The following is a 23,460-nucleotide window of genomic DNA, read 5'->3' as shown; positions in this document are numbered from 1 at the left end:
GTTCTCCGTGGGAGCTGGCTTGCCAGCGATGAGGCCCTCGAAACCAACAAAAAACGCCCGCCGAGACCCTATCGTGTCCCTACCCAGCAACTACTCCCCCGATTCCCCCGTCCCCGGCCACCAGCGCATCTTCGGCGCCCGTGACCTGTTCTCCCTGTGGTTCTCCCTCGGCATCGGCCTGATGGTCCTGCAGACCGGCGCGTTGCTGGCGCCGGGCCTGGGTCTGGCCGGGTCGATCCTGGCCATCGCCCTGGGCACCCTGGTCGGCGTTCTGCTGCTGGCCGCGGTTGGGGTGATCGGCAGCGACACCGGCCTTTCGGCCATGGCCGCCCTGCGCCTGAGCCTGGGCCGGCACGGCGCGGCGCTGCCGGCAGTGCTCAACCTGCTGCAACTGATCGGCTGGGGCTCCTTCGAAATCATCGTCATGCGCGACGCCGCCAGCCTGCTCGGCGCGCAGTCATTCGGCGACAGCAGCGCCTGGAACAGCCCGCTGCTGTGGACCCTATTCTTCGGCGGTCTCGCCACCTTGCTGGCGGTCAGCGGTCCGCTGACCTTCGTGCGCCGCATCCTGCGCAAATGGGGGATCTGGCTGCTGCTTGGCGCCTGCCTGTGGCTGACCTGGAACCTGTTCGCCAAGGCCGACCTGGCCGCTCTGTGGACGAAGGCGGGTGACGGCACCCTGTCGCTGGCGGTGGGCTTCGACATCGCCATTGCCATGCCGCTGTCGTGGCTCCCGCTGATAGCCGACTACTCGCGCTTCGGCAAGCGTGCCAGCCGGGTTTTCGGCGGCACTGCACTGGGCTTCTTCATCGGTAACTTCTGGTTGATGAGCCTGGGCGTGGCGTACACCCTGGCGTTCGCCCCGAGCGGTGAAGTGAACGCCTTGCTGCTGGCGTTGGCAGGGGCGGGCCTGGGTATTCCGCTGCTGCTGATCCTGCTCGACGAGTCGGAAAACGCTTTTGCCGATATCCATTCGGCGGCGGTGTCCAGCGGCCTGCTGCTACGCCTGAAGGTGGAGCACCTGGCGCTGGCGATCGGCGTGGTCTGCACCCTGATCGCCTGCTTCGCGCCGCTGGCGCAGTACCAGAACTTCCTGCTGCTGATCGGCTCGGTGTTCGCGCCGCTGTTCGGCGTGGTGCTGGTGGATCACTTCGTGCTGCGCCGGCGGCGCCTGCCGGCGCAGGTCGGTTCGCTGCACTTCGGCGCCGTGCTGGCATGGGCCGGCGGCGTGGCAACCTACCATTTGCTGGCGAACCATATGCCCGAGGTTGGTGCGACCCTGCCGGCCTTGCTGCTGGCAGGGGTGCTGCACGGGCTGTTCAGCTTCAGCCGCGGCCGGGGAACAGTTCCGGCTTGATCACACCATTGAGGCGCGGGTAGGGGATCTTCAGTTCGACGTGGCCCATGGCGTAGGGCGCAATGGCGTACACGTCGTACTTGAGCACCACTGCGCCGTAGGTCAGGGCGATGTTCGGGGTTTTCTGGAACGGCCAGTTCTTCACGAATTCCGGGTCCTGGTCCATCTTGGTCGAGATCAGCCAGCCGCGATGGGCCTCTTGCGCGGTTTTCCAGAACGTCTCTTCCTGGCCCGGAACCAGCATGTCCTGCAGGGTCAGGACCTTTTCCTGCTGGCGCGACCAGTTGATGAAGGCGCGGCCGGGGTTGCCGTGGGCGCCGCCGGTATCCAGGTAGCTGGACAGCTCGATGATCACCAGTCCGTCATGCTGCTCGCGTACCTTGGCTTGCAGATAGCTGCTGTTACGGCTCTGCGCCGAACGCAGGAAACTCTCTTCATAGGCCTTGAGCGAGGTCGGCAGCGGCCCGCCGGCGGCGGCGAACTGCAGCAGGCGACGCTCGATCACCGCGTCCAGTTGCGGCTGGGCCGGGAAGTGCAGGGTGTCGATGTTCACCAGCGGGCAATCGCTGGCGCTGCAACCGGGCTTGATGTGCTCCCAGGCTTCGCGCTTGACCTCCAGCGGCTTGCGCATGTTGGGCTGGAAAACGCTCTGGCAGGCCCCCAGGGCCAGGGCCAGTACGGCCACGGTAGTCAGTTTCGCAAGCGTCATGATGATCCTTCTGGAACGACGGTAATCGGCCTTGGACCGCCGGCATGGCAGTCGGTTCGCCGCTAACCTTGATTAGACAGACGGTGCCTATCCTCGCAGTCCTTGGGTTGACTTGAAAGAGGGTGAAAGCCGAGGGTACGCGGGGTAGGATGGCGCGAAGCCACAAGCCCGAAGTCGAATGTGACGTTGTAGATAGAGGCATCGAGGATTTCCATGACAGACAACTCCAGCACCGTTCCAGCCGCCGTCGAGATCGTCCAGCGCGACACCTGTTTCCAGGGCTTCTATCGCCTCGACCGGGTACGCCTGCGGCATGAGCTGTTTGCCGGCGGCATGGGCCGCGAGATCAGCCGGGAGCTGTTCGTGCGCCACGATGCGGTGTGCGTCCTGCCCTATGATCCGCAGCGCGACGAAGTGGTGCTGATCGAGCAGTTCCGCGTCGGCGCCCTGGGCAAGACCGCCAATCCCTGGCTGGTGGAGCTGGTCGCCGGTCTGATCGACAAGGACGAACAGCCGGAACAGGTTGCGCACCGCGAGGCGCAGGAGGAAGCTGGGCTGACCTTCTCCGCGCTGTGGCCGATGACCCGGTATTTCCCGTCACCCGGTGGCAGCGACGAGTTGGTCCATTTGTACCTCGGTCGTTGCAGCAGCGAGGGGGCTGGCGGGCTGCATGGCCTGGAAGAAGAGGGCGAGGATATCCGCGTGCGGGTCTGGGCATTCGAGGATGCCCTGCAAGCCGTGCGCGACGGGCTGATTGCCAATGCGGCGTCGATCATCGCCTTGCAGTGGCTGGCGTTGAACCGCGATGAAGTCAGGGGGATGTGGTCGTGAATCTTGTGCGTGAACGCTATCGGGTCGATCTGGTTGGCTTGCAGGCTGCCTGCGAGGCGAACTATGCACGCCTGATGCGTTTGCTCCCGGCGATGCGCACCTCCCTGGAGTCACGGCGCATCGGCATGACCCAGGGCGACCAGATGCTTGGCGTGCTGACCCTGGAAGTGCTGCAGGCCTGTCCCTATACAACCACGCTGCGTGTGCGCCAGGAGCACAGCCTGCCGTGGCTGCCGGTACCGCAACTGGAAGTGCAGGTCTATCACGACGCGCGCATGGCCGAGGTGGTCAGTGCCGAGCACGCCCGACGGTTCCGCAGCGTCTATCCCTACCCCAATGCGGCGATGCACCAGCCGGACGAAAAGGCCCAGCTCAACCTGTTCCTCGGCGAGTGGTTGAGCCACTGCCTGGCCTGCGGTCACGAACTCGAAGCGGTTCGCTGAAATGTGACGGGGGTCTTGGTGGCGGTTTGATCCTCCGATCCTTCCCCACCATAATCGTGCAGATTCCCCCAAGGAGACGGCCCCTTGCCGCACGCAACCCCCTCATCCAGTGCCCCGGTCCGGCTGGTGCAGCTTTCTGACAGTCATCTGTTCGCCGATGGCGAGGGTTCCCTGCTGGGCATGAATACCCGTGACAGCCTGCAACGGGTCATCGACCAGGTGCTCGCCGAGCAGCCGCGGATCGACCTGGTGCTGGCCACCGGTGATCTGTCCCAGGATGGCAGCGAGGCGTCCTACCGGCAGTTTCGCGAGATGACCGCGGTGCTCGGTGCGCCGACCCGTTGGCTAGCCGGCAACCATGATGAGCCACTGCCGATGGAGCGGGTGGCGGCAGGCACCGATCTGCTGGAGGCCGTCACCGATATCGGCAAGTGGCGCGTGATCATGCTCGACTCGTCGATTCCGGGCAGCGTGCCGGGGTGTCTGGAAGCCGATCAACTGCAACTGCTCGACCAGGCCTTGGGCAGCGCCGACGGCCGTCACTGCCTGGTGTGCCTGCATCATCAGCCCATCTCCATCGACTGCGCCTGGATGGCGCCCATCGGCTTGCGCAATCCCGAGGCACTGTTCGCCGCCATTGCACCTTATCCACAGGTGCGGGCGCTGCTTTGGGGGCACATTCACCAGGAGTGGGACCAGCATCTCGACGGACGCCGGCTATTGGCCTCGCCGTCCACCTGCATCCAGTTCGAGCCGCGCAGCGAGGACTTCAAGGTCGATGAACAGCGTACGCCCGGCTACCGCTGGCTGGCCCTGCATGACGATGGCCGCCTGGAAACCGGCGTCTCGCGCCTTGGTGATTTTGCCTTCGATGTGGACTACGGCAACGGCTACTGAAGCACCGCGTAATCTCTAAAGCTGAATCATTTCCCTCTTATCAGGCTAAACTGCGCGTCTTTGTGCCCGTCACTCGCGGGCATTTCAGGAAATCCGGGGGCGGAATGTCGGGCTCGATCCTTTATATCCATGGTTTGAACAGCTCGCCTGGCTCGATGAAGGCCAGCCAGTTGCTGGCGGTCATGCAGCGCATGGGGCTTGCCGGGCAACTGCGGATCCCGGCGCTGCATCACCATCCGCGCCAGGCCATCGCCCAGCTCGAAGCCGACATTGCCGAACTGGGCCGGCCATTGCTGGTCGGTAGTTCCCTCGGCGGCTACTATGCGACTCACCTGGCCGAACGGCATGGATTGAAGGCGCTGCTGATCAACCCGGCGGTCAATCCGCACCAGTTGTTCGACGGCTACCTGGGCACCCAGACCAACCACTACACCGGCGAGACCTGGGAACTGACCCACGGTCACGTCGAGGCCCTGGCGGCGCTGGAAGTGCCGCCGCCGCTGGATGCCGCGCGTTACCAGGTATGGCTGCAGACCGGCGACGAAACCCTTGATTATCGCCGCGCCGAACGTTTCTACCGGGCCTGTGCCCTGCGTATCGAAGCCGGTGGAGACCACAGCTTCCAGCGCTTCGCCCTGCATCTGCCAGCGCTGTTGTCCTACGCAGGCATTGACGCGAAGGCGTATCAGGACCTGGATTTTTCTGTATTTTGATTGCTTATTTTCACCCACGAACGACGACGAGAACCCATGGCCAATCCCAGCGCTAGCGCCTATAACGCAGACGCCATCGAAGTCCTCTCGGGGCTTGACCCGGTACGCAAGCGTCCGGGCATGTACACCGACACCAGCCGCCCCAACCACCTGGCCCAGGAAGTCATCGACAACAGTGTCGACGAAGCCTTGGCCGGCCATGCCCGTTCGGTCCAGGTGATCCTTCACGCCGACCATTCCCTTGAAGTCTGCGACGACGGGCGCGGCATGCCGGTGGATATCCACCCCGAAGAGGGCGTGTCCGGGGTCGAGCTGATCCTCACCAAGCTGCACGCCGGCGGCAAGTTCTCCAACAAGAACTACCAGTTCTCCGGCGGTCTGCATGGTGTTGGCATCTCGGTGGTCAACGCCCTGTCGACCCAGGTCCGGGTGCGGGTCAAGCGTGATGGCAACGAGTACCAGATGACCTTCGCCGACGGCTTCAAGGCCAGCGAACTGGAAGTCATCGGCAGCGTCGGCAAGCGCAACACCGGGACCAGCGTGTATTTCTCCCCGGATCCGAAGTACTTCGATTCCGCGAAGTTCTCCGTCAGCCGCCTCAAGCACGTGCTCAAGGCCAAGGCCGTACTGTGCCCGGGCCTGTCGGTCACCTTCGAGGACAAGAGCACCGGCGAGAAAGTCGAATGGCATTACGAAGACGGCCTGCGCTCCTACCTGGTCGACTCGGTCAGCGAATTCCAGCGCCTGCCGGACGAACCGTTCTGCGGCAGCCTGGCCGGTAACAAGGAGGCCGTGGACTGGGCCCTGCTGTGGCTGCCCGAGGGTGGCGACAGCATCCAGGAAAGCTACGTCAACCTGATTCCTACCGCCCAGGGCGGTACCCACGTCAACGGCCTGCGCCAGGGCCTGCTGGACGCGATGCGCGAGTTCTGCGAGTTCCGCAACCTGTTGCCCCGTGGCGTCAAGCTGGCGCCGGAAGACGTCTGGGAGCGCATCACCTTCGTCCTTTCGATGAAGATGCAGGAGCCGCAATTCTCCGGGCAGACCAAGGAACGCCTGTCCTCCCGCGAAGCCGCCGCCTTCGTCTCCGGTGTGGTGAAAGACGCGTTCAGCCTGTGGCTCAACGCCCATCCCGAGCTGGGCATGCAACTGGCCGAGCTGGCCATCAGCAACGCCGGCCGTCGCCTCAAGGCAAGCAAGAAGGTCGAGCGCAAGCGCGTCACCCAGGGCCCGGCGCTGCCAGGCAAGCTGGCGGATTGCGCGGGCCAGGACCCGATGCGCGCCGAGCTGTTCCTGGTCGAGGGCGACTCGGCCGGTGGTTCGGCCAAGCAGGCGCGGGACAAGGAATACCAGGCGATCCTGCCGCTGCGCGGCAAGATCCTCAACACCTGGGAAGTGGATGGCGGCGAAGTCCTCGCCAGCCAGGAAGTGCACAACATCGCCGTGGCCATCGGCGTCGACCCGGGTGCCACCGACCTGAGCCAGCTGCGCTACGGCAAGATCTGCATCCTCGCCGACGCCGACTCCGACGGCTTGCACATCGCCACCTTGCTCTGCGCCCTGTTCGTCCAGCATTTCCGTCCGCTGGTCGAGGCCGGCCACGTCTATGTGGCGATGCCGCCGCTGTACCGCATCGACCTGGGCAAGGAAATCTACTACGCCCTGGATGAAGCCGAGCGTGACGGCATCCTCGACCGCCTGGTGGCCGAGAAGAAGCGCGGCAAGCCGCAGGTCACCCGATTCAAGGGCCTCGGCGAGATGAACCCGCCGCAACTGCGCGAAACCACCATGGACCCGAACACCCGGCGCCTGGTCCAGCTGACCCTCGACGACTTCGAGCAGACCCGTGAAATCATGGACATGCTCCTGGCCAAGAAGCGCGCGGGCGATCGCAAGTCCTGGCTGGAAAGCAACGGCAACCTGGCCGAGGTCATGGCTTGATCCGTGGCTTGCTCGTGGCGCTGCTGGCCCTGTCCGCAGTGCCGGCCATGGCCGACCCGTGGCCGGAGCTGACCCTGCTCGGCGAGCATCCGGTCGAAGGCATGCGCGGCGGCAACCTCTCGGGGCTGGCGCAGTGCAACGGGACCTTGTGGACCATTTCCGACCGCGATGACGACCTGGTCTACAGGCTCGATACCACCAGCCATGTATGGCAGGCCCTTGGCGAGCCGCTGGCGGCGCCAGCCGTGCCGGATCCCGGCTTCCCGCTGGGGTTGCGCTCACGGCAATGGGCGGCTTCGCTGGTGCGTGGCGGCGATCTGGACTTCGAAGGCATCAGCTGTGATGCGGCCGGCAACCGCTACATCGTCAGCGAAGCCTACGCTGCGGTGCTGGAAGTGCCGGTGCAGGGCGAGCCGAACTGGCTGAAGATCGATCCGGCAATGATCCGCCAGGCCCGGGCCAGCGGGATGCTCCTGCATTTCAACGCCTTGTTCGAAGGCCTTGCCGTCAGCCCGGCCGGCGACCGCCTGTGGCTGGCCGCCGAGCGCGAGCGCCGCGGCCTGCTGCTGGTCAACCGCAAGCAGAGCACCTGGGCCTGCGGCGATGCTTGCGTCCTGCTCAGCGAGGCCGGCACCGAGATGCAGCCTGACCAGTTTCCCAAGGCCCGCGAGGTGTCGCGGGACTTTTCCGACCTGGCGCTGTTCGAGGGCAAGCTGTTCACCCTGGAACGCAACGCCTACCGCATCTGCCGTCGTGATGCCCAGGGCGGGCAGGTGGAGCGCTGCTGGTCGTTTGCCGGCGAAGCCTTGACCGAACAGCGGCAATACAGCCAGCCCTACGGCCTGGCCGAGGCCCTGGTGATCGACGCCGAAGGCGCCTGGATCGGTATCGACAACAACAACGGCACCCGCGCCGATGGCGAGGACCGCCCGATCGTCTGGCGTTTCGCCGCGCCGAAAGGCGGCTGGAGCGCGAAGAAATGAGCCAGACCCCGGGCCAGCGTATCGGGCGGGTGTTCATGGTTCTGGCCTGGGCGGCTGGCCTGTTCCTTGCCACGCGCTTTTTCGGCGCGTGGGAAGACCGGCAGGTCAACCCCAACAGCCAGATCACCTCGCAACAGGGTGACGGTTTCGTCGAAGTGCGCCTGGCCAGCAATGGCCAGGGGCATTTCGTCGCCGACGGCCTGATCAACGGTCAGGCCGTGCATTTCCTGCTGGATACCGGGGCCACCGATGTCGCGATTCCCGAGGCCCTGGCGCGGGACTTCGGCCTGCAGCGCGGAGCATCGGTGACCCTGAGCACCGCCAATGGCCGCACCGAGGGCTACCGCACGCGGCTGGACAGCGTGCAACTGGGCGATATCCTGCTGCGCGATGTCCGCGCCCTGGTGGTCCCCGGCCTCGATGACAGCCAGGTATTGCTGGGCATGAGTGCCCTGAAACAACTTGAATTCACCCAGCGCGGCGGCACCTTGCTGCTGCGCCAGACCTTGAACTGATGAGGCCCGCATGAGCGACTCCCTTGATCTGAGCCTCGATGGCGTAGAGCGCCGGTCACTGGCCGACTTCACCGAACAGGCCTACCTCAACTATTCCATGTACGTGATCATGGACCGGGCCCTGCCGCATATCGGCGACGGCCTGAAGCCGGTGCAGCGGCGCATCGTCTATGCCATGAGCGAACTGGGCCTGGATGCCGACTCCAAGCACAAGAAGTCGGCGCGGACCGTCGGTGACGTGCTCGGTAAATTCCACCCCCACGGCGACTCGGCCTGCTACGAAGCCATGGTGCTGATGGCACAGCCCTTCAGCTATCGCTACACCCTGGTCGATGGCCAGGGTAACTGGGGTGCGCCGGACGACCCGAAGTCCTTCGCGGCCATGCGCTACACCGAGGCGCGCCTGTCGCGCTATTCCGAAGTGCTGCTCAGCGAGCTGGGCCAGGGCACGGCTGACTGGGTGCCGAACTTCGACGGTACCCTCGAAGAACCTGCCGTGTTGCCCGCACGTTTGCCGAATATCCTCCTCAATGGCACCACCGGTATCGCCGTGGGCATGGCCACCGACGTACCGCCGCATAACCTGCGGGAAGTCGCCAGCGCCTGCGTGCGCCTGCTCGACGAGCCGAAAGCCACCATCGAGCAACTGTGCGAGCACATCCAGGGCCCGGACTACCCGACCGAAGCGGAAATCATCACCCCGCGCGCCGAACTGCTGAAGATCTACGAAAGCGGTCGCGGCTCGATCCGCATGCGTGCCGTCTATCGCATCGAGGACGGCGATATCGTCGTTACCGCGCTGCCGCACCAGGTCTCCGGGGCCAAGGTGCTGGAGCAGATCGCCGCACAGATGCAGGCCAAGAAACTGCCGATGGTCGCCGACCTGCGTGACGAGTCCGACCACGAGAACCCGTGCCGCATCGTCATCATCGCCCGCTCCAACCGGGTCGATCTGGACGAACTGATGCAGCACCTGTTCGCCACCACCGACCTGGAGTCGAGCTACCGGGTCAACGTCAACATCATCGGCCTCGATGGCCGGCCGCAATTGAAGAACCTGCGCGCACTGCTGCTGGAGTGGCTGGAGTTCCGCATCGCTACCGTTCGTCGGAGGCTGAAGTTCCGTCTCGACAAGGTCGAGCGCCGCCTGCACCTGTTGGACGGTTTGCTGGTCGCCTTCCTCAACCTTGACGAAGTGATCCACATCATCCGCACCGAGGACCAGCCCAAGCAGGCGCTGATCGCTCGCTTCGAACTGACCGAGATCCAGGCCGACTACATCCTCGAAACCCGTCTGCGCCAGTTGGCGCGACTGGAAGAGATGAAGATCCGCAGCGAGCAGGAAGAACTGCTCAAAGAGCAGGCCAGGCTGCTGGCCCTGCTGGGCAGCGACAGCAAGCTACGCAAGCTGGTGCGTAGCGAGCTGATCAAGGATGCGGAAACCTACGGCGATGACCGTCGTTCGCCGATCGTCGCCCGTGCCGAGGCCAAGGCCCTGTCGGAAAACGAGCTGATGCCGACCGAGCCGGTCACTGTCGTTCTGTCGGAAAAAGGCTGGGTGCGCTGTGCCAAGGGTCACGATATCGATGCCACCGGCCTGGCCTACAAGGCGGGTGATGGCTTCAAAGTGGCAGCGGCAGGGCGATCCAATCAGTTCGCCGTGTTCATAGACTCCACCGGGCGCAGCTATTCGCTTCCTGCTCACAAGCTGCCAGGGGCACGGGGCCACGGCGAGCCACTGACCGGTCATCTGAAACCGCCACCTGGCGCGGTCTTTGAATGCGTGCTGATGCCGGACGACGAGGCGCTGTACGTGGTCGCTTCCGACGCAGGCTACGGTTTCGTGGTCAAGGGCGAGGATCTGCAGGCCAAGGTCACGGCCGGCAAAGCCCTGCTCAGCCTGCCCAACGGCGCCAGGGTGCTGGCGCCGCGGCCGGTTTCCGACCGCGAGCAGAACTGGCTGGCCGCGGTGACCACCGAAGGCCGCCTGCTGGTGTTCAAGATCAGCGACCTGCCGCAACTGGGCAAGGGCAAGGGCAACAAGATCATCGGCATACCCGGTGATCGGGTGGCCAGTCGTGAAGAATATGTCACCGACATGGCGGTACTCTCCGACGGGGCGACCCTTGTATTGCAGGCCGGCAAGCGTACCCTGTCACTCAAGGGCGAGGACCTGGAGCACTACAAGGGTGAACGCGGTCGTCGGGGCAACAAGCTGCCGCGCGGCTTCCAGCGGGTCGATGCGTTGCTGGTCGAGACTCCCGAGTAGTACGAATACACGCCCGGATACGGTAATTTCCTACACGTTCCGGGCGTAAATACTGGAGTCAGAGCGTGTTTTCGCGGATGATAGCCCCCCTGTGGCGCCGGCGTGGCCGGGTGCCCGACTGAAATCATGAGTATCACTGCGGTGCCGTGTGGTGGCCGCCTGGATGGGATGATGACTTTTCTGCGCCTTCCATTTGTTCTTCTGCTGACCGGCGTGCTCGGCCTGGCAGGGTGCAGCATGCACCAGCCGGTTGCGCTGTATCAGCTCGACAGCGGCGAGCCAGGCCAGCCTAAGCAGGCGGCCGGCATGTCGGTGGTGCTGGGGCCGGTATCGGTCGCCGATTACCTGCAACGCGAGACCCTGCTGCAGCGTCAGAGCGACGGCAGCCTGACTGCGGCGACGGACGGTCGCTGGGCGGGCAGCCTGTCGGCGGATATCGATCAGTTGCTGGTTCGCCAGCTGGCCTGGCGCCTGGACAGCCAGCGTGTGGTCCTGGCCCCGGCCAGCACCGGCTTCAACCCGGATGTACAGGTATTGCTGTCGATCACCCGCCTGGATTCCGGGGCGAACCAACCGGCGGTCCTCGATGCGCAATGGCGCTTGCTGGACCGTCGTGGCCAGGTGCGGGACAACCGCATCGTGCACCTCGAACAGCCGCACGCGGGCAGTTCGGCGGCGCAGGTCCAGGCCCAGGGCCAGTTGCTGCAGAAGCTGGCCGAGCAACTGAGTACTGCGCTAAAGCCATTGGCCAACCAGCCGGCGCTGGCGGAAGAGGCGCCGTCGAAGAAACCGGCGGCACCTGTTCAGGTACGCAAGGAGCCGGAGAAGCCAAAGATTCCCATGGCTTCGCCGATTCGTACCGATATGGAAGTGTTCCGCTTCTGAGCCACGGCGATCAGCGTTCGCCGGCTCAGTCTGGCTGGAACGGCGATTCGCTGAGGATCACTCCGGTTTCATCCACATAGCGCTGCCACTCTTGCAGCAGGGTGCGCAGCTTGTCCGGCTGCTCCCGGGCGAGGTCGTGAATCTCTCCCGGGTCCCGGCCCAGGTCGTACAACTGCCAGGTTGCCGGGCCCACCGGCCCCGGGATGTACACCGCCTTCCATTGGCCCTGGCGAATCGCCCGGCGGCCGAACAGCTCCCAGCCCGTCACGGTGTGCTGATCATGCACCTGGGCGGTTTCGCCCGAGAGAAAGCCCAGCCAGGACTTGCCCCGCAGCGGTGCGACATCGCGCCCGTGCCAGCGCTTGCCCGGGTGTCGCACGCCGGCCAGGTCGAGCAGGGTCGGGGTGATGTCCATCACCGTGCCGAAGCCATGGCTGATCTGCCCCTTGAGCGGCAGTTGCGGGTAATGCAGCAACGCCGGCACGCGAATCCCGCCCTGGGTAGTGAACGCCTTGAACAGCCGCGACGGCGCGGTGGCCGCCTGGGCCCAGGCCGGGCCGTACCAGACGTAGGAGTTGGCCCGGCCGATGTTTTCCAGGCGGTTGTCGTAGTGCTGGTTGAGGTAGGTCAGAAGCTCCGGGCCGAACTTGGGGAAGGCTTCCAGCAGCGCGCCCTCGGCGCCGTTGTCTGACATGAACAGGATCAGGGTGTTGTCCAGCTGGCCCTGCTGGCGCAGGTAGTCCACCACCCGGCCGATGTTCCAGTCCATGCGCTCGACCATCGCCGCATACACCTCCATGGCCCGCGCCGACAGCTGCCGTTGCTCATCGCTGAGAGCATCCCACTCGATGTTGAGGTTGAGCAGCGGATGGGGCTCGACCTCGCTATCGATCAGGCCCAGGGCCTTGAGCTTTTCCAGGCGCTCGCGGCGCAGCACCTCGGGGCCGGCGTCATAGCGGCCGCGGTATTTGGCGACGATCTCCTCGGGTGCCTGCAGCGGCCAGTGCGGTGCCGAGAACGGCAGGTAGGCGAAAAACGGCCGGCTCTGGTCGCGCTCTTTCAGGTACTGCAGGAGCTTGTCGCCGAACGCATCGGAGGAATAGAAGTCCGCCGGCAGTTCATCGATGAAACGGTCGTCCTCGATGTACAGCGCCGGCGTCGATTTCAGCAGCCCGGGCGTGTGTTCGTCGTAGGTCGGCTCGAAACCATAGTGGTTGGCCGCTCCTGGCAGCAGCGAGAACGAACGCTCGAAACCCCGGGCATGGGGCGCGCGCTCGGCGGTCAGGCCCAGGTGCCATTTGCCGCTCATCAGGGTCTGGTAGCCGGCTTCGCGCAGCAGCTCCGGCAGGGCCACCACGCGGTCGTTGAGGTAGCCCTCGTAGCCCGGCTTGCCGATCAGTTCCGGGGTCAGGGCTTCGGCCATGGTGCCGATCCCTGCGATGTGGTGGTCGGTGCCGGTGAGCAGCATGGAGCGGGTCGGCGAGCAGGTCGGGGCGGTGTGGAAATCGGTCAGGCGCAGGCCATTGAAGGCCAGGGCATCGAGGTTCGGCGTGGCGATCTCGCCACCGAAGGCGCCGAGGTCGGAGAAACCCAGGTCGTCGGCCAGGATCACCAGAAAGTTGGGGCGTTGCGGCATCGCGGCACTCCTGTTCAGCAGGCAATGAAGGTCAAGGGCAGGTCGCGGATCTGCACCGGCGGCGGGGCCTGGTAGTGATCGTCGCTGGTCAGTTCGTGGAGCAGTTCTTCGCGCAGTTGGTGAAAGTCGAAACCGCTGCGCTGGCGCGGGTGCGGCAGGGTCACCTGAACCACGCGCTTGATCCGGCCCGGGCGCGGCTCCATCACCACCACCCGATCGGCCAGGAAAATCGCTTCCTCGACATCGTGGGTCACCAGCACCGTGGTGATTCTGGCCCGCTCGCGAATCGCCAGCAGTTCGTCCTGCATCTGCTGGCGGGTCAGGGCGTCGAGGGCGCCGAAGGGCTCGTCCAGCAGCAGGATGCGCGGGCTGGCCACCAGCCCGCGGGCAATCGCCACCCGCTGCGCCATGCCGCCGGAAAGCTGATGGGGATAGGCCCGGGCAAAGTCCTTGAGCCCCACCAGCTCGATGAAATCGCCGATCCGCCGCTGGCGTTCGGCGGCGCTCAATGGCTCGTTGACCAGGCCCAGGCCGATGTTCTCGGCCACGGTCAGCCAGGGGAACAGGCGATGCTCCTGGAACACGATGCCGCGTTCACTGCCGATGCCGCTGACCCGCTGGCCATCGACCCGGATTTCGCCGCGGAACTCGGTGTCCAGGCCGATCAGCAGGCGCAGCAGGGTGGACTTGCCGCAGCCGCTGGAACCGACAATGGCGACGAACTCGCCCTCGGCGATGTCCAGGTTGAATTCGCGGATCGCCTCCACCTCGCCACCGGCGACGGCGAAGGTCTTGCCCACGTGATTGAAACTGACCAGGGGTGCGTTCATGCGTGTCTCCAGCGGGTGGCGCGGGTTTCGAGTTGTAGGCCCAGGCGATTGAGCAGGGCCCCGGTCAAGCCCACCAAGAGCATGCCGGCCATGATCAGGTCCATGCGCAGCAGTTGCTGGGCGCTGATCATCTGACTGCCGATGCCGCCATTGGAGGGCATGAAGTATTCCGCGCCGATGGTGCCCATCCAGGCGTAGATCAGGCTGATGCGCAGACCGGCGAAGATGCCCGGCGCCGCACCGGGCAACACCAGCCGGCGTAGCCGTTGCCAGAGGTTCAGGCGCAATACCTGGGCGGCTTCGGCCAGTTGCGGCGAGAGCTGGGCGACGCTGCGCTGGGTGGCGATGAACAGCGGGAAGAACGCGGCCAGGGCGACGAACACCCACTTGGCCAGTTCCCCCAGCCCGAACCAGGCGGTGAGCAGCGGTACCCAGGCGAAAATGGCGATCTGGCGGAGGGCGGCCAGGGTCGGTCCCAACAGCCGTTCAGCGAGGTGCGACATTCCCAGCAGCAAGCCCAAGGCCAGGCCCAGCCCGCCGCCGAGGGCCAGGCCGCCAAGGGCGCGCCCCAGGCTCAGCCCCATGCCCCCAAGCAGGCTGCCGTCGCGCAGGCCGTCGACAGTAGTGCTCAGCACCAGCAGCGGGCTCACCAGAATATTGGCGTCCACCCACTGCCCTGCGCTTGCCAGCTGCCACAGGGCCAGCAAGGCCAGGGGCAGCAGCCAGGGTTGCAGGCGCTGCCAGCCCTGATAGCGCGGACCACGGCCCAGGGCGGCGGTGGCCGGGTGCGGCCAGTGCACCAGTGTGCGGTCGAGCCAGCCGATACCGCGGTCCATGCATACGCCGAGCACGCCGATCACCAGGATGCACACGAACACGATGTCCAGCATGAACAGTTGGCGCGCCCAGACCATCAGATAGCCGATGCCTTCGCTGGAGGCGAGCAGTTCCACCGCCAGCAGCGAGGTCCAGCCGGTGGCCAGGGCCAGGCGCACGCCGGCCATGAACGCCGGCAGCGCGGCGGGCAACACCAGGCGCCGGATCAGCAGCGCGGGAGGCAGGCGCAGCACTGCGGCAGCTTCCCGCAGCCTGGGCTGGGCGTCGCGCACGCCCACCAGGGTGTGCACGGTCACGGGAACCACCACGGCTTTGACCAGCACGACCAGCTTGAGCATTTCGTCGATGCCGAAAAACACCATGAACAGCGGAATCCAGGCCAGGGTCGGAATCTGCGCCAGGGCGGCGAAGGTGGGGTAAACCAGCCGCTCCAGGCGCCGGCTGAAGCCCAGCGCCCCACCCAGCAGGGCGCCGGCGGCAATGCCGGCCAGGACGCCCCAGGCCAGGCGCTGCAGGCTGATCGCCAAATGGCCCCACAGCTCGCCCCGGCCCAGCTCCAGGGCGCTGCTCCAGACCAGCGCCGGGGCCGGCAGGATCTGCTCGCTCATCCACAGGTTGCGGCTGGCCAGCCACCACAAAACGAACAGGCTCAGGGGCAGCAGCCAGGGCAGCAGGCGCTGATGGATGGCTGGCCAGCCCGGGCGCCCGTTGGACGGTGCCGCCAAGGGCAGGCTGAGCAGGGAAACACGGGCCATGGATGACCTCCGTCGTCGGGTTCTGCATGGCATGGAACGAGGGCGTAGGCGCTGGGCTTGCGGGCCTTTTGGCCGGCAGGGCGGCGCCTACGCTTTATTCGTTATGCTTCTACCAAAGTTCTTATCGATACTATTAAGAGATAAGAAAAGCCATTTAAGGCTTCTTTACCGACACGCATCCAATGCATTTGAAGAATATTTTTCATGTGTCTCCTGCATATCCCCGGAGGCGTCCGTGATAGCTGGCTTATTCAATTTGGTTATTAAAATGTGAGCTTATAGTATTTAAATCTTTGTCGATTTCGTGCCTACCTTCTGCTCCTCACAGCCTTGGTCTTCAGGAGCCGCACCCATGAACCTTCCCTTCAAACGCGTAATCAGCCTGTTCGCCGCACCGGCCCTGGCTGGGCTCCTGGGTTGCCTGCCGCTGCTGGCCCAGGCTGCCGAACTCAAGGAAATCCGCATCGCCGTGCCCGACCTCAGCGCCGGGACCCAGCACAGCGGTGGCGGGGTGGTGGATGTGCTGCGCCAACAACAGATCTACGAAAAGGCCTTCGCCGACCAGGGCATCAAGATCCAGTGGAATTTCTTCAAGGGCGCAGGCCCGGTGATCAACGAGGCCTTCGCCAACGGCCAGGTGGACCTGGCCTATCTCGGCGACCTGGCGGCCATCATTGGCAAGTCCAATGGCCTGGATACGCGCTTGCTCAGCGCCTCGGCCCGTGGAATCAAGCATTACCTGGGCGTGGTGCCGGGCTCCGGGATCAAGACCCTGGAAGACCTCAAGGGCAAGCGCGTGGCGGTGTTCCGTGGTACCGCTACGCAACTGTCGTTCGACGCGGCCCTGGCCAGCCGCGGCCTCAGCGAGAAGGACCTGAAAGTGGTCAACCTCGACTTCAACGCGGCGATTGCGGCCCTGGCGGCCAGGCAGATCGACGCCTCCTGGGGCAGCACCGGACTCTCGGCCCTGCGCAGCAAGGGGCTGGCCGAACTGCCCCTGAGCACCAAGGACCTGGGCGGTGCCGGCAGCGTGCAGAGCGTGCTGGTGGGCGCCGGCAAGTTTGTCGACGAGCACCCCGAAGCCGTGGCGAAACTGCTCAAGGCCCAGCAGCAGGCCGTAGCGTGGCTGACCCAGGACAGCAACAAGGAAGCCTATATCCAGCTGGTGTCGGGCCTGGCCAGCTTCCCGCCGGTGATCCTGCAGGAAGACCTCAAGGACCAGCGCCTGAGCGAGGTCTTCCCCTCGACCCTCGACCCGGTGTTCCTCGGCAAATTGCAGGACTCGGTGGACCTGGCAGCCAAGGAGCGCTTGATCCGCAAGCCGTTCAAGGTCGATGCCTGGGTGGCGCCGCAGTTGGCGGCTGCCGGTCTTTGAGCACCGGCCGAACGCCTGTTTCGACATGCTTTCCTGGCATCTGAAAAATAGTCCGAAGGTATTTGCGGCGAGTCAGGGCTGAAGCCTTAAATGGAAACCTCTTATTCCGCAGGCGAAGCATCGAACTTTCCATTAGACGCAAAGTGAATATGGATAGAGCGTTGTTTCGCGGCGGTTCCAACCGTAAGCAGTCGATGAGGGTGTATCTGATGAGCAATGCCGTCCTAGCCGTTGAACCCGCTGTCCATGCCCTTGATATCCACCCGGTGGCCGGTCGCATCGGCGCCGAGATCCGTGGCGTGCAACTGTCCGGCGAACTGGACGCCGCCACCGTGGACGCCATCCAGCAGGCGCTGGTGCAATACAAGGTGATCTTCTTCCGTGGCCAGGGTCATCTCGACGACCAGAGCCAGGAAGCCTTCTCGCAACTGCTGGGCGAGCCGGTGGCCCACCCCACCGTGCCGGTGCGTGACGGCACCCGCTACCTGCTGGAGCTGGACGGTGCCGAAGGTCAGCGGGCCAACTCCTGGCACACCGACGTGACCTTCGTCGATGCCTACCCGAAAGCCTCGATCCTGCGTTCGGTGGTGGCCCCGGCCTCCGGTGGCGACACCGTGTGGGCCAACACCGCCACGGCGTACAACGAACTCCCGGCAGAACTGCGCGAGCTGGCGGATCGACTCTGGGCAGTGCACAGCAACGAGTACGACTACGCCGGGGCCAAGCCCGACGTTTCGGCGCAGAAGCTGGAGCGCTACCGCAAGGTCTTCACCTCCACGGTGTACGAGACCGAGCACCCGATCGTCCGGGTGCACCCGGAGAGTGGTGAAAAGAGCCTGGTGCTGGGGCATTTCGTCAAGCGCATCAAGGGCTATTCCCAGGCCGATTCGGCGCACCTGTTCAACCTGCTGCAAAGCCATGTGACCCGCTTGGAAAACACTGTGCGCTGGCGCTGGAGCGCCGGTGACGTGGCGATCTGGGACAACCGTTCGACCCAGCACTACGCCGTCGACGACTATGGCACCCAGGACCGTATCGTGCGCCGCGTGACCCTCAAGGGCGACGTCCCGGTGGGTGTCCATGGCCAGCGCAGCCAGACCATCAAGGGCCTTTGACCCGGAAGCCCCTGCGAGGACCTTGTGGAAGCGGGTTCATCGGAACGCCGAACCGCCGCGATTGCTATGGTGGATTCACCACCGCAATCGCGGGTGAACCCGCTCCCACAGGGTGGATTGGCTTACCACACGCCGATCTGCACCAGCTTTTCGCTTTCCGGTTCGCCGTAGCGGAAACGCTGGCCGCGCAGGTCGATCTCTTCATGGCTGATGGTGGTGCGGCGCTTCAGGCCGCGCAGCCACTCCAGCAGATACCCCAGGTGCTCTTCACGCACGGCGGCATAGGCCGGATCGGCTCCCAGGTCATTCAGCTCATGGGGATCGTTGTGCAGGTCGAACAGCTGTGGGCGCAAGCCGTCATAGGCCAGGTACTTCCAGCGCTCGCTGCGCACCATGGTCATGCGGCAACGGTCGATGGGCTGGCCCAGGCGCTCCCGGGCCGGGGCCTGGAAGGCATAGTCGTATTCGCTGATGGCGTAGCGGCGCCAGTCCGGTGTCGCGCCGTGCAGCAGCGGGATCAGCGAGCGGCCCTCCAGACGGTGGTCGGCGCCCGGCAGGCCCAGGGCATCGAGGAACGTCGGCAGGGCGTCGATGGTTTCCACCAAGCGCTCGTCCACGCTGCCACGGCTGTTGTCCGCTGCCGCCCGCGGGTCGCGGACGATCAGTGGCACGCCCACCGCCGGCTCCAGCAGGAACTCCTTCTCTCCCAGGTAGTGGTCGCCGAGGAAGTCGCCGTGGTCGCTGGTGAAGACGATCAGGGTGTCGTCCCAACGGCCGTTGCTCTGCAGTAAATCCAGCAGCCGGCCCAGTTGATCGTCCACTTGCTTGATCAGGCCCATGTAGGTCGGCACTACGTTCAGGCGCACTTCATCCCGGGAAAAATTCAGGCTCTCTTCATGCTGGCGGAAGGCGTGGTAGACCGGGTGGTCGCTAAGCTGCCCGGGTGCGGCGCGCACCGCCGGGATGACCTGGTCGGGGCCATACAGGGCGTGGTAGGGCGCTGGCGCGATGTAGGGCCAGTGCGGCTTGATGTAGGACAGGTGCAGGCACCAGGGTTGCTCGCCCTGCTCGTTGATGAAGGCGATGGCGCGGTCGGTGGTGTAGACGGTTTCCGAGTGTTCTTCGGCGACCCGGGCCGGCAGGTGGGCGTTGCGCATCTTCCAGCCGCTGAGGATCTGCCCCTGCTCGCCGGCCCCGGCGTTGGCCCAGTCGTGCCAGGGGTTGACCCCGTCGTAGCCGAGGCTGCGCAGGTAATGGGTGTAGGGCGCGGCATCGCGCTTGTCGTCGAAGATCGGGTCGTCGGGGTAGATGCCGTCGTGACGCAGGTAGGGTTCGAAGCCGACCTCGTTGAGCGCCTCGGCCTGGGCGCTGTCGGGATCGATGGCCAGGCGTTGCAGGGCGTCGAGGTTGGGTGTGGCGTGGGTCTTGCCCACCAGCGCGGTGCGGATGCCGTGGGGCCGCAGGTAATCGCCCAGGGTTAGTTCTTCCAGGGGCAGGGGCACGGCGTTCCAGGCCACCTGATGGCTGCTGACGTAACGCCCGGTGTAGGCCGACATGCGCGACGGGCCGCAGATGGTGCCCTGGGTATAGGCGCGGCTGAAGCGCACCCCGGCCGCGGCCAGGCGATCGATGTTCGGGGTGTGCAGGTGCGGGTGGCCGTAGCACGAGAGGTAATCCCGACGCAGTTGGTCGCACATGATGTAGAGCACGTTGCGCACGGGTGGAAGGCTATTGGACATGAGATTCACCGAAGGAAAGACAGGCGAGGTTTTTCGCCTTCGGCGGGGGCTTCCGGCAAGCGCATTTGCCGAATAGCCATGATGCGTTTCATGCAATGCGTGGCCGTGGCTCCACGGCGCCTGCCGGCGCTGGCAGGCCGGCTCAGACCGCGAGGTTGTCCAGGCTGCGTACTTCCTCGTCCTGCTCGTCGGTGCGCTTGATCTCGTCGATCATTGCCGCTGCCAGGGGCGACAGCCGGTAGCCGGCGCGGCTGACGATGCCATAGCGGGTGTAGAGCTCTTCCAGGTCGTCGGCCAGGCCATCGACCTTCAGGCACACCAGTTCGCCCTTGGCGTTGTGCAACGCGTCGCTGTAGGAACCGGCGATGCCGATGGCGTCCGAGCGCAGTACCACTCCCAGCAAGCTGTAGCTGTTCTCGCACTCCACATTGGGCGTGAAGTCCGGCTTGCCGCTCAGGTCGACGATGACTTTGCGCAGGTTCGGCGGGCGGATGGTCACCGCCAGCGGGTAGCTCATCAGTTCGCTGGCGCTGACGCTGTCGCGCTGGGCCAGCGGATGCCCGGCGCGGCAGCAGAAATGCCATTTGCGCGGGCGCAGGCGCTGGGTCAGGTAGTCCGGGTCGGCCTCGAAGTGGCGGGTGTCGGCAACGAAGAACTCGAACTCTTCACTGAGCAGGCGCTTGCTCAGGCTTTGCCAGTCATCCACCTGGAACTGCACCCGGGCCTTGGGGTAGCGCCCGATAAAGCTGCCGATGGCCCGGGGGATCAATCCCGAGGCCGGCGCCGGGCCGCAGCCGAAACGCAATTCCCCCGCCTCCAGGCCATTGAACTGGCTGATCTCGTTGGCCATCTGCTGGGCGCCGCTGACCAGCCGGCGCGCGTGCTCCAGCAGCAACTGGCCCTGCTTGGTCGGCGCCAGGTCCTTGCGTCCGCGATCCACCAACTGGCAACCGACGCTGTGTTCCAGGGCCTGGATGCTGCGGCTGAAGGCCGATTGCGAAAGGTTTACCGCCGCTGCAGCCGCAACAAAGCTGCGCTGTTCGGCGATGGCGATGAAGTGTCGGAGCTGGCGAAGGTCGATATGCATTTTTCACAAAAAAAATATCGGGGAAATGCATTGGCTATGCATTAGGTCGACTCCTTATAAAGGCAATCTCTTATGCAGTAAATATTTGTAAAAACATAAATAAATAACTTTAGGGAATATGCGAGGCCGTATATTTTCCCGCCAGGAGCCGCTCATGAGCCCGTTGTCACTCGCTTCACCTCTCTCGCCCCGGCGGCTCAAACGCCTGCCCCTGGCGCTGTTGTTGGCCGGCAGCGCAAGCTGGACGCCGACCTGGGCCGAAGACGCCCAGGCGCCGGATAACGCGTCGGTCAAGAGCAGCGCCAGCAAGGCCAAGGCCGACGATGGCCAGTTGCAGACCGTGACCGTGACCGCGCGGCGCCGCGAGGAAAGCTCGCAGAACGTGCCTACGCCCATGAGCGTGGTGGGCGGCCAGGCACTGGAAAGCCAGCGGGTGTATCGCATTCAGGATCTGCAGCAGTTGGTGCCCAGCGTCAACGTCGCCTACATGCATGCGCGCCAGTCCAGCGTGTCGATCCGCGGCCTGGGCAACAACCCGGCCAGCGATGGCCTGGAAGGCAGCGTCGGGCTGTACCTCGACAACGTCTACCTGGGGCGGCCGGGCATGGCGGTGTTCGACCTGATGGACATCGAGCAACTGGAAGTGCTGCGCGGCCCCCAGGGCACCCTGTTCGGCAAGAACACCACCGCCGGTGTGATCAATATCAGCACCCGCGCGCCGAGCTTCACCCCGGAACGCAGCATCGAGGCCTCCCTCGGCGAGGACGGCTACTTCCAGACCAAGGGCACCCTTTCCGGGCCGCTGAGTGATGAGCTGGCCGGGCGTATTTCCGCCTACCGCACCCGCAGTGACGGCGACATCAAGAACGAGTTCGACGGCCACGACCTGAATGGCGGATCGCGCCAGGGCTTTCGCGGGCAACTGCTGTACAAGCCCAATGAAAGCTTCAACCTGCGCTGGATCGGTGACTACAACGAAGAGGACTCCAGTGCCGGCACCCGGGTGCTGTACAGCACCGGGCCGACCATCAACGGCACCAACGTCTACGAGTCCCGCGCGGCGGCGGCCGGTGCGACACTGGTCAACGGCTCGCACCGCAAGGTCAACCTGGACAACGACCAGCATGTCACGGTGTTCCAGGGCGGCACGTCCCTGGAGGCCAACTGGACCCTGCCCAGCGATTTCACCCTGACCTCGGTCAGTTCCTACCGCTGGTGGAACTTCACCCCGCGCAACGACGACGGCCTCAATGTGCCGGCTACCTACAACGCCGGGGTTTCGGTGGAAGACAAGCAGTGGTCGCAGGAATTCCGCCTGGCTTCGCCCACTGGCGGCGCCTTCGACTACGTGCTCGGGGCCTACTACTTCGGCTCCGACCTGGACAATAAGTCCTTCGCCTATTACGGGCCCCAGGCGGATATCTGGAACGGCACCCCGGCCGGTGCCCTGAGCAACGTCACCAGCATCGGCAACGGGCATATCCAGACCAACAGCTTCGCCCTGTTCGGCCAGGGCACCTGGCACCTGACCGAGCGCCTGGATTTCACCGCCGGGCTGCGCGGCACCTACGAGGAAAAAAGCGCCTGGGTCAGCCGCAACGCGCCGCTGGGGGGCGCGGCGGTGGCCGGTGCCGCCGCCAACGCCCGTCGCGGTCGCGCCGGGGCCTATGATTCCGGCGACCTCAACCAGTACAGCACCAGCCCTTCGGGCCTGCTCAACCTCAGCTACCGCTTCACCGATGACCTGCTGGGCTACGCCACCCTGTCCCACGGCGAGAAGTCCGGCGGGGTCAACCTGGTCGTGGGCTCGGCGCCGACCGCCGGCGCCGACTCGCTGCTGATCGGCACCGAGCGCGCCAACAACGCCGAGCTGGGGTTCAAGAACACCCTCTGGGATCGCCGCCTGCAACTCAACGCCAACCTGTTCTGGACCCAGGTCAACGGCTACCAGACCAATGCCTACGACAACGCCAACCGCGTGCAGTACCTGACCAACGCCGGTTCGGTGCGCTCGCGCGGAGTGGAAGTGGAAAGCACCCTGCTGCCGATCCGTGGCCTGACCCTGAACATCAACGGCTCGTATAACGACGTGCGCTACCTGTCCTACAAGGATGCGCCGTGCCCGCCGGAAGTCAGCCTGCGTCCGGGGGCACCGGCCTCCTGCGACCTCAGCGGCCACCAGGTGGTCGGCGCCTCGAAATGGATCGGCAACGCCAACGGCGAATACAAATGGAACCTGGACAACGGCCTGGAAGAGTACGTCACCGCCAGCTACGCCTTCCGTTCCAAGGCCGTGGGTACCGTTGAAGATTCCGCCTACGGGCAGATCCCCAGCTATGCCGTGGTCAACCTTTCCACCGGCCTGCGCGGCAACTACGAACAGGGCCAGTGGGATGTCTCGCTGTGGCTGAAGAACGCCTTCGACAAGACCTACTACACCACCCTCTGGACCGCCGGCAACGGCGGTTACGAAGGCCTGCCGGGCACCCCGCGCACGCTTGGCGTAACGGGCCGCTACGACTTCTGAAACCCGGCTTCACGCC

19 protein-coding genes are annotated in these 23,460 nt (G+C 65.0%); 13 read left to right on the top strand and 6 right to left on the bottom strand.

Annotation, left to right across the window (positions count from 1 at the left end):
* Positions 1 to 28: 28 nt before the first annotated feature.
* A complete protein-coding gene (gene cytX / locus ACPFMA_RS26285) occupies positions 29 to 1,357 on the top strand; it encodes a putative hydroxymethylpyrimidine transporter CytX (RefSeq protein ID WP_420058914.1) in 1,329 nt (442 codons plus the stop codon).
* On the opposite strand, the gene ACPFMA_RS26280 is transcribed toward cytX, so the two are convergent.
* A complete protein-coding gene (locus ACPFMA_RS26280) occupies positions 1,326 to 2,066 on the bottom strand; it encodes an RsiV family protein (RefSeq protein ID WP_279896598.1) in 741 nt (246 codons plus the stop codon). The two genes, cytX and ACPFMA_RS26280, sit on opposite strands and share 32 nt — an antisense overlap.
* Before the next feature lie 213 nt (positions 2,067 to 2,279).
* Between ACPFMA_RS26280 and ACPFMA_RS26275 the strand changes: the two genes are divergently transcribed.
* The 9 genes from ACPFMA_RS26275 (at position 2,280) to ACPFMA_RS26235 (ending at position 11,543) form a co-directional block, all read left to right on the top strand.
* On the top strand, positions 2,280 to 2,897 hold the full coding sequence (locus ACPFMA_RS26275) for an NUDIX domain-containing protein (protein ID WP_064301492.1): 618 nt from the start codon (positions 2,280 to 2,282) through the stop codon (positions 2,895 to 2,897).
* Positions 2,888 to 3,340 (top strand): DUF1249 domain-containing protein, encoded by a 453-nt coding sequence (locus tag ACPFMA_RS26270; RefSeq protein ID WP_009399515.1) that lies wholly within the window; start codon positions 2,888 to 2,890, stop codon positions 3,338 to 3,340. The genes ACPFMA_RS26275 and ACPFMA_RS26270 overlap by 10 nt, the downstream gene beginning before the upstream one ends.
* 84 nt (positions 3,341 to 3,424) lie before the next feature.
* Positions 3,425 to 4,237 (top strand): 3',5'-cyclic-AMP phosphodiesterase, encoded by an 813-nt coding sequence (gene cpdA, locus ACPFMA_RS26265; RefSeq protein ID WP_425929164.1) that lies wholly within the window; start codon positions 3,425 to 3,427, stop codon positions 4,235 to 4,237.
* A 104-nt stretch (positions 4,238 to 4,341) separates the two neighbouring features.
* Complete coding sequence (locus tag ACPFMA_RS26260) at positions 4,342 to 4,950, top strand: YqiA/YcfP family alpha/beta fold hydrolase (RefSeq protein WP_425929162.1); 609 nt, start codon at positions 4,342 to 4,344, stop codon at positions 4,948 to 4,950.
* A gap of 36 nt (positions 4,951 to 4,986) precedes the next feature.
* On the top strand, positions 4,987 to 6,891 hold the full coding sequence (gene parE / locus ACPFMA_RS26255) for a DNA topoisomerase IV subunit B (protein ID WP_420058917.1): 1,905 nt from the start codon (positions 4,987 to 4,989) through the stop codon (positions 6,889 to 6,891).
* The gene (locus ACPFMA_RS26250; RefSeq protein WP_425929160.1) at positions 6,888 to 7,874 is read left to right on the top strand and encodes an esterase-like activity of phytase family protein; all 987 of its coding nucleotides are present in this window, start codon (positions 6,888 to 6,890) and stop codon (positions 7,872 to 7,874) included. Before parE ends, ACPFMA_RS26250 begins: the two co-directional genes overlap by 4 nt.
* Positions 7,871 to 8,389: a retropepsin-like aspartic protease family protein gene (locus tag ACPFMA_RS26245; protein ID WP_425929158.1), complete on the top strand. Its 519-nt coding sequence runs from the start codon at positions 7,871 to 7,873 to the stop codon at positions 8,387 to 8,389. Before ACPFMA_RS26250 ends, ACPFMA_RS26245 begins: the two co-directional genes overlap by 4 nt.
* Positions 8,390 to 8,399: 10 nt before the next feature.
* Entirely contained in the window at positions 8,400 to 10,658 is a 2,259-nt protein-coding gene (gene parC, locus ACPFMA_RS26240) for a DNA topoisomerase IV subunit A (protein WP_420058919.1), read from the top strand.
* Between the two features lie 171 nt (positions 10,659 to 10,829).
* Positions 10,830 to 11,543: a PqiC family protein gene (locus tag ACPFMA_RS26235; RefSeq protein WP_425929156.1), complete on the top strand. Its 714-nt coding sequence runs from the start codon at positions 10,830 to 10,832 to the stop codon at positions 11,541 to 11,543.
* A 25-nt stretch (positions 11,544 to 11,568) separates the two neighbouring features.
* Here the strand turns inward: ACPFMA_RS26235 and ACPFMA_RS26230 are convergent, their stop codons facing one another.
* Genes ACPFMA_RS26230 through ACPFMA_RS26220 form a run of 3 tightly spaced genes read right to left on the bottom strand, consistent with a single transcriptional unit; the run spans position 11,569 to position 15,601 of the window.
* Positions 11,569 to 13,179, bottom strand: coding sequence for an arylsulfatase (locus ACPFMA_RS26230; protein WP_420058921.1), 1,611 nt, complete (start codon positions 13,177 to 13,179; stop codon positions 11,569 to 11,571).
* Between the two features lie 14 nt (positions 13,180 to 13,193).
* Positions 13,194 to 14,009, bottom strand: coding sequence for an ABC transporter ATP-binding protein (locus ACPFMA_RS26225; protein WP_279896583.1), 816 nt, complete (start codon positions 14,007 to 14,009; stop codon positions 13,194 to 13,196).
* Positions 14,006 to 15,601, bottom strand: coding sequence for an ABC transporter permease (locus tag ACPFMA_RS26220; protein ID WP_425929153.1), 1,596 nt, complete (start codon positions 15,599 to 15,601; stop codon positions 14,006 to 14,008). The genes ACPFMA_RS26225 and ACPFMA_RS26220 overlap by 4 nt, the downstream gene beginning before the upstream one ends.
* 352 nt (positions 15,602 to 15,953) lie before the next feature.
* Here ACPFMA_RS26220 and ACPFMA_RS26215 point away from each other — a divergent pair, with 352 nt between their 5' ends.
* Together ACPFMA_RS26215 and ACPFMA_RS26210 are read left to right on the top strand one after the other, a co-directional pair.
* Positions 15,954 to 16,976: an ABC transporter substrate-binding protein gene (locus ACPFMA_RS26215; RefSeq protein ID WP_425929151.1), complete on the top strand. Its 1,023-nt coding sequence runs from the start codon at positions 15,954 to 15,956 to the stop codon at positions 16,974 to 16,976.
* A gap of 209 nt (positions 16,977 to 17,185) precedes the next feature.
* Positions 17,186 to 18,091 carry a TauD/TfdA dioxygenase family protein gene (locus ACPFMA_RS26210; protein ID WP_009399527.1) on the top strand — a complete coding sequence of 302 codons (906 nt, stop codon included), beginning with the start codon at positions 17,186 to 17,188 and terminating at the stop codon, positions 18,089 to 18,091.
* A gap of 122 nt (positions 18,092 to 18,213) precedes the next feature.
* Here ACPFMA_RS26210 and ACPFMA_RS26205 read toward each other — a convergent pair whose 3' ends face one another.
* Both ACPFMA_RS26205 and ACPFMA_RS26200 read right to left on the bottom strand, forming a co-directional pair.
* Complete coding sequence (locus ACPFMA_RS26205; protein WP_425929149.1) at positions 18,214 to 19,830, bottom strand: alkaline phosphatase family protein; 1,617 nt, start codon at positions 19,828 to 19,830, stop codon at positions 18,214 to 18,216.
* Positions 19,831 to 19,972: 142 nt separating this feature from the next.
* Positions 19,973 to 20,917 (bottom strand): LysR family transcriptional regulator, encoded by a 945-nt coding sequence (locus tag ACPFMA_RS26200; RefSeq protein WP_009399529.1) that lies wholly within the window; start codon positions 20,915 to 20,917, stop codon positions 19,973 to 19,975.
* 154 nt (positions 20,918 to 21,071) lie between these two features.
* Between ACPFMA_RS26200 and ACPFMA_RS26195 the strand changes: the two genes are divergently transcribed.
* Complete coding sequence (locus ACPFMA_RS26195) at positions 21,072 to 23,444, top strand: TonB-dependent receptor (RefSeq protein WP_425929146.1); 2,373 nt, start codon at positions 21,072 to 21,074, stop codon at positions 23,442 to 23,444.
* Positions 23,445 to 23,460 lie beyond the last annotated feature (16 nt).

It is taken from the genome of Pseudomonas sp. NyZ201, from assembly GCF_049860765.1.
Classification (GTDB): Bacteria; Pseudomonadota; Gammaproteobacteria; order Pseudomonadales; family Pseudomonadaceae; genus Aquipseudomonas; species Aquipseudomonas bharatica.
The sequence above is the reverse complement of the archived record's forward strand: the minus strand, read 5'-3'. Positions and strand labels throughout refer to the sequence as shown.

Bases quoted from the DNA above. Each gene is read 5' to 3' on its own strand.
- ACPFMA_RS26205 (WP_425929149.1), bottom strand. From the start codon at position 19,830: ATGTCCAATAGCCTTCCACCCGTGCGCAACGTGCTCTACATCATGTGC.
- ACPFMA_RS26260 (WP_425929162.1), top strand. From the start codon at position 4,342: ATGTCGGGCTCGATCCTTTATATCCATGGTTTGAACAGCTCGCCTGGC.
- ACPFMA_RS26200 (WP_009399529.1), bottom strand. From the start codon at position 20,917: ATGCATATCGACCTTCGCCAGCTCCGACACTTCATCGCCATCGCCGAA.
- ACPFMA_RS26235 (WP_425929156.1), top strand. From the start codon at position 10,830: ATGACTTTTCTGCGCCTTCCATTTGTTCTTCTGCTGACCGGCGTGCTC.
- ACPFMA_RS26210 (WP_009399527.1), top strand. From the start codon at position 17,186: ATGAGCAATGCCGTCCTAGCCGTTGAACCCGCTGTCCATGCCCTTGAT.
- ACPFMA_RS26215 (WP_425929151.1), top strand. From the start codon at position 15,954: ATGAACCTTCCCTTCAAACGCGTAATCAGCCTGTTCGCCGCACCGGCC.
- ACPFMA_RS26230 (WP_420058921.1), bottom strand. From the start codon at position 13,179: ATGCCGCAACGCCCCAACTTTCTGGTGATCCTGGCCGACGACCTGGGT.
- ACPFMA_RS26245 (WP_425929158.1), top strand. From the start codon at position 7,871: ATGAGCCAGACCCCGGGCCAGCGTATCGGGCGGGTGTTCATGGTTCTG.
- ACPFMA_RS26195 (WP_425929146.1), top strand. From the start codon at position 21,072: ATGAGCCCGTTGTCACTCGCTTCACCTCTCTCGCCCCGGCGGCTCAAA.
- ACPFMA_RS26275 (WP_064301492.1), top strand. From the start codon at position 2,280: ATGACAGACAACTCCAGCACCGTTCCAGCCGCCGTCGAGATCGTCCAG.
- parC (WP_420058919.1), top strand. From the start codon at position 8,400: ATGAGCGACTCCCTTGATCTGAGCCTCGATGGCGTAGAGCGCCGGTCA.
- cytX (WP_420058914.1), top strand. From the start codon at position 29: ATGAGGCCCTCGAAACCAACAAAAAACGCCCGCCGAGACCCTATCGTG.
- ACPFMA_RS26280 (WP_279896598.1), bottom strand. From the start codon at position 2,066: ATGACGCTTGCGAAACTGACTACCGTGGCCGTACTGGCCCTGGCCCTG.
- parE (WP_420058917.1), top strand. From the start codon at position 4,987: ATGGCCAATCCCAGCGCTAGCGCCTATAACGCAGACGCCATCGAAGTC.
- ACPFMA_RS26225 (WP_279896583.1), bottom strand. From the start codon at position 14,009: ATGAACGCACCCCTGGTCAGTTTCAATCACGTGGGCAAGACCTTCGCC.
- ACPFMA_RS26220 (WP_425929153.1), bottom strand. From the start codon at position 15,601: ATGGCCCGTGTTTCCCTGCTCAGCCTGCCCTTGGCGGCACCGTCCAAC.